The 13,074-nt window shown below is 37.4% G+C and carries 10 protein-coding genes; 8 read left to right on the top strand and 2 right to left on the bottom strand.

Features of this window, described 5'->3' with window-relative positions; all coding sequences use genetic code 11:
- Positions 1-79: 79 nt before the first annotated feature.
- Positions 80-499 carry a nucleoside-diphosphate kinase gene (locus B4F31_RS03960; protein ID WP_075327483.1) on the bottom strand — a complete coding sequence of 140 codons (420 nt, stop codon included), beginning with the start codon at positions 497-499 and terminating at the stop codon, positions 80-82.
- 359 nt (positions 500-858) lie between these two features.
- Here B4F31_RS03960 and B4F31_RS03955 point away from each other — a divergent pair, with 359 nt between their 5' ends.
- From B4F31_RS03955 to B4F31_RS03945, 3 genes are read left to right on the top strand one after another with little or no spacing between them, the layout of a single operon-like run.
- Entirely contained in the window at positions 859-1,869 is a 1,011-nt protein-coding gene (locus B4F31_RS03955; protein ID WP_075327484.1) for a DHH family phosphoesterase, read from the top strand.
- Entirely contained in the window at positions 1,869-2,429 is a 561-nt protein-coding gene (gldI, locus tag B4F31_RS03950) for a gliding motility-associated peptidyl-prolyl isomerase GldI (RefSeq protein WP_075327485.1), read from the top strand. Before B4F31_RS03955 ends, gldI begins: the two co-directional genes overlap by 1 nt.
- A 42-nt stretch (positions 2,430-2,471) precedes the next feature.
- Complete coding sequence (locus tag B4F31_RS03945; protein WP_286760678.1) at positions 2,472-3,593, top strand: peptidylprolyl isomerase; 1,122 nt, start codon at positions 2,472-2,474, stop codon at positions 3,591-3,593.
- 78 nt (positions 3,594-3,671) lie between these two features.
- Here the strand turns inward: B4F31_RS03945 and B4F31_RS03940 are convergent, their stop codons facing one another.
- Positions 3,672-5,132 carry an aminoacyl-histidine dipeptidase gene (locus B4F31_RS03940; protein WP_075327487.1) on the bottom strand — a complete coding sequence of 487 codons (1,461 nt, stop codon included), beginning with the start codon at positions 5,130-5,132 and terminating at the stop codon, positions 3,672-3,674.
- Positions 5,133-5,371: 239 nt separating this feature from the next.
- Between B4F31_RS03940 and B4F31_RS03935 the strand changes: the two genes are divergently transcribed.
- From B4F31_RS03935 to B4F31_RS03915, 5 genes are all read left to right on the top strand, one after another.
- Positions 5,372-6,445 (top strand): DUF3810 domain-containing protein, encoded by a 1,074-nt coding sequence (locus B4F31_RS03935; protein WP_286760677.1) that lies wholly within the window; start codon positions 5,372-5,374, stop codon positions 6,443-6,445.
- A 132-nt stretch (positions 6,446-6,577) separates the two neighbouring features.
- Positions 6,578-9,571: an amidohydrolase family protein gene (locus B4F31_RS03930; RefSeq protein WP_286760676.1), complete on the top strand. Its 2,994-nt coding sequence runs from the start codon at positions 6,578-6,580 to the stop codon at positions 9,569-9,571.
- A gap of 15 nt (positions 9,572-9,586) precedes the next feature.
- Positions 9,587-10,888 carry an amidohydrolase family protein gene (locus B4F31_RS03925; protein ID WP_177195666.1) on the top strand — a complete coding sequence of 434 codons (1,302 nt, stop codon included), beginning with the start codon at positions 9,587-9,589 and terminating at the stop codon, positions 10,886-10,888.
- A 101-nt stretch (positions 10,889-10,989) separates the two neighbouring features.
- The gene (locus tag B4F31_RS03920) at positions 10,990-11,784 is read left to right on the top strand and encodes a TrmH family RNA methyltransferase (RefSeq protein WP_286760675.1); all 795 of its coding nucleotides are present in this window, start codon (positions 10,990-10,992) and stop codon (positions 11,782-11,784) included.
- A 51-nt stretch (positions 11,785-11,835) separates the two neighbouring features.
- Positions 11,836-13,074 carry a M48 family metallopeptidase gene (locus B4F31_RS03915; RefSeq protein ID WP_286760674.1) on the top strand — a complete coding sequence of 413 codons (1,239 nt, stop codon included), beginning with the start codon at positions 11,836-11,838 and terminating at the stop codon, positions 13,072-13,074.

The raw sequence follows: 13,074 nt of genomic DNA, 5'->3' as shown, positions 1-13,074 counted from the left end.
TATACGCCATGCACGGCACACAATCAAAAAAGCCATCAGCGAATAACTGATGGCTTTTATATTACTTAAAAAGTTCTGCTTAGAACATCTCTCTACCTGAAAAATGAAAAGCAGCTTCAATCCGTGCGTTTTCGTCGCTATCACTTCCGTGTACAGCATTTTCACCAACAGATTTCGCGTATTTTTTTCTTATAGTTCCTTCAGCAGCATCTTCTGGGTTTGTGGCTCCAATTAAAGCTCTAAAATCTTCTACGGCATTGTCTTTTTCTAACACAGCCGATACGATTGGTCCACGAGTCATAAACTCTACCAACTCTCCAAAGAAAGGACGTTCGTTGTGTACTGCATAAAATTCTTCAGCATCAGCGGTAGTCATTTGAGTCATTTTCAAAGCTACAATTCTAAATCCTGAAGCGGTAATTTGCTCTAATATTGCACCTACATTCCCGGCTTCAACAGCATCGGGCTTTATCATGGTGAATGTTCTTTTTCCTGCCATCTTATGGTTTTTTAAATTTTGGCAAAAATAATTAAATAAGCTGCAAATACAAGCTCCTTTAAGTTTTATATGAATTTAGCTTTCAGACTGCTGCATTTTTTAAAGCCTAAATAGAAAAAAGCTTAGAAAGAGCGACAAAATTACCTTCATTTTTTGTTGATTTGTTGAATACAAAAATACAGATTGGTTTTTTAAGCTGGTATTAATAAATTGTATCTTTACTGATTACTCGCCGGGCAAGAGATTGAATTATAGCCCTGGGTTTATCACTAAAGGAAATGAAATTTGAAACGTTTTTGTTTCATTTTTTTCAACATAATACCTTGAGGATTTATCCCGGTGGTATTTTATATTAAATTATGATAGAACAAGCAATTTTAGAGATCACTGCCGAACTTTCCCAGGCTAAAAATATAGTTATTGTACCACACAAAGGCCCCGATGGTGACGCCATGGGTTCTACCTTAGGTTTAATGCATTTTTTAAGGGATAAAGGCCATAAGGTAAATGTGATTTCACCAAACGACTATCCCAGGTTTCTAAAATGGCTACCGGGAAATGATGAGGTAATTATCTATGAAAAAGATAAAGTAAATGCCGAAAATTTTATAAATGAAGCCGAGCTGGTTTTTGCTCTGGATTTTAATCATTTAGACCGCTCTGGCGATATGCAGGAAATCTTAACAGCTTCGGAAGCTGTTTTTATTATGATAGACCATCACCGGGAACCCTCAGACTTTGCTAACTATACCTATAGCGATGCCGAAATGAGTTCTACCTGCGAAATGGTGTATCATTTTATTGATAAATTACGCGCCGTACATAAAATCACTCCCGAAATCGCCACCTGCCTTTATGTAGGTATTATGACTGATACGGGCTCGTTTAGATTTAGTGCCACCAGTGCCGAAACACACCGCGTAATAGCCGATTTAATTGATAAAGGGGCGGTAAATCACGAAATTCATAACAATATATTTGACACCTATAATGAAGACCGGCTTCAGCTTTTAGGAACTGCGCTGCAAAACTTACGAGTAAAACCTCAGTATAAAACGGCTTACATAACTTTAACTCAGGAAGAGCTGGATAAACATAATTTTCAAAAAGGAGATACCGAAGGTTTTGTAAATTACGGCCTGGCGATAGAAAAGGTAGTTTTTGCCATAATTTTTATTGAAAATAAACAAGAGGGAATTATTAAAATTTCATTTAGATCTAAAGGTAATTTTAACGTAAATGAATTTGCCAGGGCTCATTTTGAAGGCGGAGGCCACAATAATGCGGCCGGAGGTAAAAGTGAACTTTCTATGGAAGACACCATCACAAAGCTTAATACCATTCTTCCCAGTTATAAGGAATTGCAATAATGAATAAATATCTAATTTTTATAGCAATTTTCGCTTTGGGAGCCTGTAAATCTCCTGAAGCCCGTTACCCTGTAACTCAGAAATCGGGTTCCCACTTTAGCGAATCTATTGCTAAAAACCAGGAACTACTGGAAAAAGAAATAGCACTTATTAAAACTGCCATACAAAGGGATTCTACAAGAGAATATCACTCTTCTCAAGATGGTTTTTGGTATTCTTATCATAAAAAAGTTGAAGATTCTACCACTACAACCACCCCAGAATTTGGCGATATTGTAGAATTCGATTATAGTATTTCTACCTTAAATGATGAAGTGATTTATGCCGAAGGAGAAAAAGCTACCAGAACTTATGCCATAGACCAGGAAAAACTTTTTAGCGGCTTAAGACAGGGCCTAAAATTAATGAAAGAAGGAGAAACCGTAACTTTTTTATTTCCTTCGTATAAAGCTTTTGGATATTATGGAGATAAAAATAAAATAGGTACAAACTGGCCTTTAAAAACAAAAGTCACCCTCAATAATATCACTGAAAAAGAAGAAATTCAAAATCAACAATAAGTAAACCCGGGCTTTATTAAGCCTTTTTAATTTTTATAATAAATGAGAACCAGTAAATTTTTATTACTTTTTGCCGTGGTATTTACCATGTTTGCGTGTAACGACGAATATCCAGATCTAGAAGATGGGATGTATGCTGAATTTAAAACCAATTACGGAACTTTTGTTTCTGAACTCTACTTTGAACAAACTCCAATAACCGTAGCCAGTTTTGTTTCCCTTGCCGAAGGCAATAACAAAATGGTAGACAGCACCCATAAAGGCAAAAATTATTACGACGGATTAACTTTTCACAGAATTATAGACGGTTTTGTAATACAGGGAGGTGATCCCACTGGAACCGGTAGTGGTGGCCCAGGCTACAAATTTCCAGATGAAATTGTAGATAGCTTAAGTCATGATTCTAAAGGAATTCTTTCTATGGCTAATGCCGGCCCGGGCACAAACGGAAGTCAGTTTTTTGTTACACTTGCTCCTACTCCAAACCTTGATGGCAGGCATACTGTTTTCGGGAAAGTTGTAGAAGGCCAGGATGTTGTAGATTCTATAGGAAAAGTTGAAACAGGCCCAAGAGATAAGCCAGTAAAGACGGTTACCATGGAAGAGGTAAACATTATTAGAAAAGGTAAAGCCGCCAAAAATTTTGACGCTCCTACGGTATTTGAAGAAGAACTACAGGCAGTAAAAGATAAGGAAGATGCCGAAGCTAAAAAGCTGCAGGAAGCTAAAGCAGCCCAGGCTGAAGAATTTGAAAGCCACGAAGGTGATGCTGAAGCATTAGATAGCGGACTAAAAATTTACTATTTAAATGAAGGTGAAGGTGAAAAACCTAAAACCGGACAAATGGTAGAAGTGCTTTACGAAGGCTATTTTAGTGACGGTGAAATCTTTGATACAAACAAAGAAGAACTGGCCAAAGAAATGGGCTTATTTAATGAAGCTAGAAAAAACCAGGGTGGTTATGGTCCCATGACAGTAGTTTACGGTCCAGATGCTCCTATGATTCCAGGATTTAAAGAAGGCATTCAGCAATTAAAAGTTGGAGATGAAGCTTTACTTTATATCCCAAGTCATTTAGGTTATGGAGAAAGAGGCGCGGGTGGCGTAATTCCTCCAAACACCGATCTTGTTTTTAAAGTAGAATTGGTAGGTATACAGGAATAATTTCCTGAATTTATATATAAGAAGGGCTGTTTGAAAATGACTATTCAAACAGCCTTTTTACTTTCTAAATATCTCCAATTATTTCTTCGGAATATTCTTTAAAACTTCAATTAAAAATTTCCAGTACTTCTGGGCTGAGGAAATACTTGCGCGTTCATCAGGTGAATGTGCCCCTCTAATGGTAGGCCCAAAAGAAATCATATCCATTTCAGGATAATGGTTTCCAATTATTCCACATTCCAAACCAGCGTGGCAGGCTGCAACATCGGCTTTCTCATTATGCAGGTTTTGATATAATCCATCTACAACTTTTAAAATTGCAGAATTAGGATTTGGTGCCCAACCCGGATATTCCCCAGATAATTTCACCTTAAATTTCGCCAGCTCAAAGGTTGCTTCCAAACTATTGGCCAAATCATCTTTTGAAGATTCTACCGATGATCTTGTAAGACAGTTAATTTTCACTTTTCCATCCCCAACTTTTACGCTGGCAATATTATTAGAAGCTTCAACCAAACCTTCAATATCAGGACTCATTCTGTAAACTCCATTATGCGCTGCAGAAATTGCTTTAACTACTTCTTGCTGATCTTCCACTTTCATTACTTCGTTTGGAACTTCGGTTTCAGAAATTTCAATATCCATATTAGGTTCCAGAGAAGCAAATTCAGCTTTAATCTCACGCACCTGCTGAATAATTTCAGTTAAAAAAGTTTCGGTATTAGATTTATCTACCACCACAATAGCTTCGCTTTCACGAGGAATGGCATTTCGTAATCCGCCACCTTTTATGCTGGAAACGCGCAAACCGAAATCCCGATTAGAATCAAAAAGTACACGTGCCATAATTTTATTGGCATTGGCCAGACCTTTTATAATATCCATCCCAGAATGCCCGCCTTGCAAACCTTTTACTTTTATTTGGTAACCAACCGAATTATCGGGTGTGTGCTCTACTTCATAATCCCTAACCGCAGTTATATCTACGCCGCCGGCACATCCAATCCCAATCTCATCATCTTCTTCGGTATCCAGGTTTAAAAGAATATCTCCTTCCAATAAATTAGAATCCAAACCTTTTGCACCGGTCATTCCGGTTTCTTCATCTATCGTAAATAAAGCTTCAAGAGCAGGGTGCTGAATATCGTTACTTTCTAAAATTGCCATCATACTCGCAACTCCCAGACCATTATCGGCACCCAGGGTTGTTCCTTTGGCTCTTACCCAATCTCCATCTACATACATATTGATTCCGCTGGTTTCAAAATCAAAATCGGTATCGTTATTTTTCTGGTGCACCATATCTAAATGGGCCTGCAATACAATGGGTTTTCTATCTTCCATCCCTGAAGTAGCAGGTTTTTTTATAACCACATTTCCGGTTTCATCTACCAGGGTTTCCAGGTTAAGTTTGTTTCCAAAGTTTTTCATAAACTCAATAACCCGCTCTTCTTTTTTTGAAGGTCGTGGTACCTCGTTTAGATCGGCAAATTTATTCCATAAGATTTTCGGCTCTAATTCCCTTATTTCTTCGTTCATTGTTTTATATTTTGGTCTTTCACAAAGGTATTGGTAATAAACAAAGAAGGAAAATTTACAGGCTTTTTAAAACTTATTTAACCAAATGAAGAACAGTTATTTAAAATTTTAAGCCGTGTTTTGCTAATAATTGTAATTTTAAAAAGCAAACTACCCTGTAGCAAGCTCTTAAAGCAATTATAGAAAATAATGTTATTAATTTCGAGACAGATCTCGGAGAATAAAATCTCGATTATCGAGTGAAGAAAAAAGGACTTTATATTTTAGCATTTCTGCTCCCCGTGCAGATCATTTTTATCTTTTTCCTGGCCGGGCACCCCGAGCTGGTTGAAAATTGGTACAGCCGATTTCTATACCCTGAATTTTCAAAATTAATGCGCTATGGGCACGGTTTCCTGCCGTTTTCACTTGGCGACCTCTTATATACTTTCTTCGGAATTTTAATAATTCGTTGGCTACTAAGACGTTTTAAGCAGAAATTTAGAAATCCTCGTTTTTGGGTGATAGATTTTCTTGCCGTTTTATCAGTAGTATATGCCTGTTTTCATATTTTCTGGGGATTTAATTATTACCGCTTACCGCTGCACGAAACTTTAGAAATTGAAAACGATTATACCACCGAAGAGCTTTATCAACTTTCAGAAATATTAATTATTGAGTCTAACAAACTCCACAATCAACTAACGGAAAACGATTCGGTTAGCGTGGTAATTCCATATTCCAAGAATGAAATCTTTGAAAAAACCATTGAAGGCTATAGCAATATCAGCAAAGATTTTCCTGAACTTGCCTATAAAGGAGAATCGCTAAAACGCTCTTTATATAGTATTCCACTTTCTTATATGGGCTTCAACGGCTATTTGAACCCACTTACAGGGGAAGCCCAGGTAAATACCCAAATTGTGCCTTATAAAATCCCCACTACCGCCAGTCACGAAATTGGACATCAACTGGGTTTTGCAAAAGAGAATGAAGCTAATTTTATTGCCTGCCTTAGCACCATGAATCATCCCGATGCTTATTTCCAGTATTCAGGATATACTTTTGCCTTGCGATATTGTTTAAATGAATTATACCGAAGGGATCCTGAAAAGTTTAAAACTTTAAAGGCAAAAATGAATCCGGGTATTTTAGAAAACTACCGGGAAGTAGAAGAATTCTGGTTGGCGCATCAAAATCCTTTTGAACCCATATTTCAGGCATTTTACAATCGGTTTTTAATTGTAAATAACCAGGCCGATGGAATGAAAAGCTATAGTTATGTGGTAGCACTTTTGGTGAATTATTTTTCAGAAGAAAAGAATAGACTTTAACCTAATAATTTATGAAATAGCTAGTAAGAAAAATAAATTCTCACATAGTACGAAAACCAATTTCGGCTTTGTTATAATTTTCTTAATTTACCGCCTTTAATTTCTAAGCCACATTTAATTCAGCTACAATTTATGAAAATAAGACTTTTACTATGTCTGGTATTTCTGGTCAGTTTGCAAAGCAACGCCCAGGAGTACTTCCCCAAAAACGACGGGGTTAAAAATCCACAAACCAATTACAAGGTATTTAAAAATGCAAAAATTCACGTAAGTCCGCAGCAAACAATAGAAAACGGAATGTTTGTGGTAAAAGATGGCAAAATTACTGCCATTGGCAAATCGGTTAGCGAACCACAAAACAGCATTGTTATAGATTTAAAAGGGAAAGAAGTTTACCCTTCCTTTATTGATCTTTACAGCAGTTTTGGAGTAAAAGAACCCAAAGAAGCGAGTAATGGGAACGGCCAGCCACAATATGATGCAAACCGGGAAGGCTATTACTGGAACGACCATATAAGGCCGGAAACCGATGCGGCACAACACTTTAATTATGATGAAAAAACGGCAACTTCCCTCCATAAAGCAGGGTTTGGTGCCGTAAATACGCACGTTCCAGATGGGATTATTCGTGGTACCGGGATGTTGGTAGCTTTAAATCCAGTAGGCACCGAGGGAGATAGAATTTTAAAAGATCGCTCGGCACAATATCTGTCTTTTGATAAAAGTAAATTGTCCCGCCAATCTTACCCTACTTCTACAATGGGTGCAATGGCATTAATTCGGCAGACCTATTTAGATGCTGAATGGTACGGAAAAGGAAAATCTAACAACAAAGATTTAGCTTTAGAAGCTTTAAACCGAAATAAAAATCTGACTCAAATTTTCGCAACAGATAACCTACTGGATGCTTTAAGAGCAGGAAAGATTGGTAACGAATTCAATGTGAATTATGTAATCCTGGGAGACGGAAAAGAATATCAGCGTTTAGAAGAAATTAAAGAAACCGGAAGCACTTTTATGGTTCCCCTTAATTTCCCCGATGCTTACGATGTGGAAGACCCTTTTATGGCAGAACACGTGACTATAGAAGAAATGAAAACCTGGAACCAGGCCCCGGCAAACCTAAAAATGCTTGCCGAAAATGATATTCCTTTTACGATCACGGCTCACGATCTTGACGCTGAAAAAGATTTCAGAAATAATTTATTAAAAGCCGTTTCCTACGGTTTAAGTAAAGAAGATGCTCTTGCTGCCTTAACCACTACCCCTGCAAAAATTCTTGGCGAAGAAAATCGCCTGGGAACCTTAAAAGAAGGCGCGTGGGCAAACTTTATAATCACTTCAGGAGATTATTTTGATAAAGAAACCAGTGTTTTCGAAAACTGGATTCAGGGCGAAAAAACAGTGATCAATAAAATGAACACTACAGATATTACAGGAACCTACGATCTTAATTTAGAAGGAAAAACGTATGAATTAAAAATTTCAGGAAAACCCGAAGCTCCAAAGGCAAGTGTAAAATCTGGAGATACAAAATTGGGTGCAAAACTTAGTTTTTCTGATAATTGGATGAATTTATTGCTTTCTCCTGCCGATACTACCAAAACAGGTTTCACCCGTTTAGTGGCCAAAACCGACGAAAATAAAGAACAAATTTCTGGTACGGCTTATTTAAGCGATGGTTCAGAAACTGATTTCTCAGCGACCAGGAAAGCTTCAAATGAAACTGCTGCAGCGGAAGAAGACGAAGAAGAAAACGGAGAAGATAAAGAGGAAGATATTCGCGAAATTATGCCGGTAAGTTTTCCGAATAAAGCTTACGGATTTTCAGAAATGCCTAAAGAAGAAACTATTCTTTTTAAAAACGCAACAGTCTGGACAAACGAAGCAGAAGGAATTTTAGAAAATACCGATGTTTTGGTGAAAAACGGGGAAATTTCCAGGATTGGAAAGAACCTTAGCGCCGGAAATGCCAAAGTCATAGATGCCACAGGAAAACATCTAACTTCAGGAATTATAGACGAGCATTCACATATTGCGGCTTCTGCCATTAACGAGGCCGGCCACAACTCTACTGCAGAAGTTACTATGGAAGATGTGGTAGATCCCACAGATATGAATATTTATCGCAACCTTGCTGGCGGGGTAACTACCGTACAGCTTTTACACGGATCGGCAAATCCAATTGGCGGCCGTTCTGCGATTTTAAGGTTAAAATGGGGTGAAGATGCTGAAGATATGATCTTTGAAAACTCCCCTAAATTTATAAAATTCGCATTGGGTGAGAACGTAAAGCAGTCTAACTGGGGAAGCCGTTCCAGGTTTCCACAAACCAGGATGGGTGTAGAACAGGTTTTTACCGATTATTTTACCCGTGCAAAAGAATATGAAAAGGCAAAACAAAACGATAAAGACTTTAGAAAGGACCTGGAAATGGAAACCCTTTTGGAGATCATTAATAGTGAACGCTTTGTTTCAGCCCACTCTTACGTTCAAAGCGAAATTAATATGTTGATGAAAGTTGCTGAGAATTTTGATTTCAGAATTAATACGTTCACGCATATTTTAGAAGGTTATAAAGTGGCCGATAAAATGAAGGAGCACGGCGCAGGCGGTTCTACTTTTTCAGACTGGTGGGCTTATAAATATGAGGTTAATGATGCCATTCCTTTTAATGCACCAATTATGCATAGCCAGGGAATAGTAACTGCAATTAATAGTGATGATGCCGAAATGAGCAGAAGATTAAACCAGGAAGCAGCAAAATCTGTAAAATACGGTGGAGTTTCTGAAGAAGAAGCCTGGAAATTTGTAACCTTGAATCCGGCAAAATTATTGCATATAGATGATCGCGTTGGAAGTGTAAAAACAGGAAAAGACGCAGATTTGGTTCTATGGTCAGATAATCCATTATCGATTTACGCCAAAGCCGAAAAAACTTTAATTCAGGGAAAAGTTTTCTTTGATATTGAGAGAGATAAAAAGTTGCGAGAAGAAATTCAGCAGCAAAGAAGTGAATTAATTACCCAAATGTTGGAGGCTAAAAATAAAGGCCTAAAAACACAACCGGTAACGAAGAAAGAAGAACAACATATCCATTGTAATACCCTGGAAGAAATCCATTAAAAAGAAAAAATGAAGATGAAATATTTAGTACTACTCGCACTATTTACCTGTATAGGAAATTCTTTTGCGCAGCAAACACCTGCTTCTAAACAAACCGAAGCAATTACCATAGTTGGTGCCACCGCGCACTTAGGAAATGGTGAAATAATAGAAAATAGTTTAATTATTTTTGAAGACGGAAAAATCACCCAGGTGATGGATGCCACTGCTACAAAAATGCAATATCGCGGCCGTATTATTGAAGCCAAAGGAAAACACGCTTACCCGGGATTTATAGCACCCAACGCCACTTTAGGTTTAGTAGAAATTGATGCAGTTCGTGCTACCGATGATGAAGATGAGATAGGATCCATGCTTCCTCATATTAGAAGTATAATCGCTTATAATGCTGAAAGTAAGCTGGTAGAAAGTATGCGTCCAAACGGGGTTTTAATGGGGCAAATTGTACCAAGAGGCGGTAGAATTTCCGGCACTTCTTCTATTGTACAGTTTGATGCCTGGAACTGGGAAGATGCGGTTATTAAGGAGGATGATGGGCTTCACATAAATTGGCCAAGCAGTTTTACCCGTGGCCGTTGGTGGGCCGGGGAAGATCCCGGGATTAAACCCAGCGATGATTACCAGGAAGAACTTTTGGAGTTGGAAGAATTTTTTGCTTCTGCAAAAGCTTATTTGGAAGGAAACAGCGAAAAAACCAATCTTGCTTACAATGCGATGAAAAACGTTTTTAGCGGAGAAAAACGTGTTTTTATTCACGTAGACGGAAAAAAAGAAATACTGGATGTAATAGATTTTAAACAAAAACAGGAAATAGAACATTTAGTAATTGTTGGTGGTTATGAGGCTCATAAAGCTATTGAAGAACTTAAAGAGAATAACATTCCTGTTTTGGTTCAGCGTCCGCACGATCAGCCAAACAGTGAAGATCACGATTATGATTTTCCATATAAATTAGCCGGAATTCTTCATAATAAAGGTGTTTTAGTAGCCCTGGAAAGCAGCGGAAGTATGGAGCGGATGAATACCAGAAACTTACCTTTCTATGCAGGAACTGCCGGTGCTTACGGATTGGGTAAAGAAGAAGCTTTAAAATTAATTACTTCTAATACTGCTAAAATTCTTGGAATAGATGATATGGTGGGCACTTTAGAAAAAGGAAAAGATGCCACTTTATTTATTAGCGAAGGTGATGCCTTAGATATGCGCGGAAATATTTTAACCCACGCTTTTATCCAGGGCAGAGAAGTAAGTTTGGAAACTCACCAAACCGAACTTTACCAGCGTTATATGGAAAAATACGAGAGCGCCAGTAAATAAAAAATTTAAATATATTAAAGAGGTTAGCAACTATATCTAAGCAGGTATTTTGTTAACCTCTTTTTCTTTGCAATAGGTTTAAACTCCCTATTTTTACACCTATGGTTAAGCAAATTAGCAGTACACAAAATAAGGAGGTAAAACACCTACTTCAATTACAGGAAAAATCCCGGCTTCGCCGGAAAGAAGGCGTTTTTATGGTAGAAGGCCAACGGGAAATCGAATTGGCTTTAAAGGGCGAATTTGAACTAAAGGCAATTTATTTTTGCCCCGATTTAATAAGTTTTGAGAAAATTCAGGAATTTACTTCAGATGAATTTCAAGTAACTGAAATTTCTTCGGAAGTTTATGAAAAACTGGCTTATAGAAGCAGTACTGAAGGTGTTTTAGCCATTTTTAAAACTAAAGAAAATAATCTTCGCAGTATTAAATTTGAAACTAAAAACCCCTTAATTCTTGTGGCTGAAGCTCCAGAAAAACCGGGAAATATAGGTGCTATTTTAAGAACTGCCGATGCCGCAAAAGTAGATGCTGTTTTTATAGCAAACCCAAAAACCGATCTTTATAATCCAAATATCATCCGCTCCAGCGTGGGTTGTGTCTTCACCAACCAAATTGCTACCGGGAGTACTTCAGAAATTATTGATTTTTTAAAGGAAAATAATATTTCTATCTACGCAGCAGCTTTGCAAGCGTCAAAACCATACCACAACATCGATTTTACAAAATCTGCAGCAATTGTGGTGGGAACTGAAGCAACCGGATTAAGCGAAGAATGGCGCGAAAATTCCACGCAAAATATTATTATTCCTATGAGCGGTGAAATTGATTCTATGAATGTTTCTGTTGCAGTTGGAATACTTATTTTTGAAGCTAAAAGACAGCGTGGTTTTTAGAACACAAACACCGAGCTTAGTAAATATAATTCAGCATAAAATTAAAAACCTTTGAATCCCAAAACCCTATTTTATATCATCATTGCCATTATAATTATCGATTTTATTATCGATAAAATCCTGGATACTTTAAACGCAAAACACTTTGATGATCCAATTCCGCAGGAACTCAGTGATGTTTACAACAAGGATGAATACGAAAAATCTCAGCGCTATAAAAAGGAACGTTACCGTTTTGGAATTATTACCTCCACTTTTTCAGTATTGCTCACTTTAGGGTTTATTATTTTTGACGGATTTGCCTGGGTAGATGACATTGCGAGAAATTTCACCGATAATGCAATATTGGTTGCCCTTATTTTCTTCGGAATAATAATGATTGGCAGCGATATTCTCACCACACCGTTCTCCTGGTACAGCACTTTTGTGATAGAAGAAAAATACGGTTTTAATAAAACCACGAAAAAGACTTTTTTCCTGGATAAAATTAAAGGCTGGTTTATGATGATTATCCTCGGCGGCGGAATTCTTGCGCTTATCGTTTGGTTTTATCAATTTGCGGGTAATGATTTCTGGTGGTATGCCTGGATTCTCGTAGCTGTATTTTCCATATTTATCAATATGTTTTATGCAAAACTTATTGTGCCTTTGTTCAATAAGCAAAGCCCATTGGAAGAAGGTTCTTTGCGAACAAAAATTGAAACCTACGCCAAAAGTGTTGGGTTTACCCTCGATAATATTTTTATCATAGATGGTTCTAAAAGAAGTACAAAAGCCAATGCTTATTTTTCGGGCTTTGGTAAGGAAAAACGTATTACACTTTTTGATACTTTGGTAAAAGATTTGGAAGAAGAGGAAATTGTAGCGGTATTGGCACACGAGGTTGGGCATTATAAAAAGAACCATATTATTGTGAATTTACTGGCTTCAATTTTAACCACAGGCTTTACATTGTGGTTGCTTTCGTTATTTGTAGGTAGCCCTGCCCTATCACAAGCGTTGGGTGTAGAAGAACCCAGTTTTCATATTGGTTTGATAGCTTTTGGAATTTTATACAGCCCAATTTCAGAAATCACAGGATTATTAATGAATTATTTATCCCGAAAGTTTGAATACCAGGCAGATAATTATGCGAAGAACACCTATGGTGCCGCGCCGTTAATTTCAAGCTTAAAAAAACTTACTAAAAACAGCCTGAGTAATCTTACTCCGCATAAAGCTTATGTTTTTATGCATTATTCGCATCCTACACTTCTACAAAGATTCAGAAACTTAAAGCGAGGTTTGTAG

It is taken from the genome of Salegentibacter sp. UBA1130, assembly GCF_002311535.1.
Classification (GTDB): Bacteria; Bacteroidota; Bacteroidia; order Flavobacteriales; family Flavobacteriaceae; genus Salegentibacter; species Salegentibacter agarivorans.
This window is presented reverse-complemented; position numbering and strand designations above follow the sequence as displayed.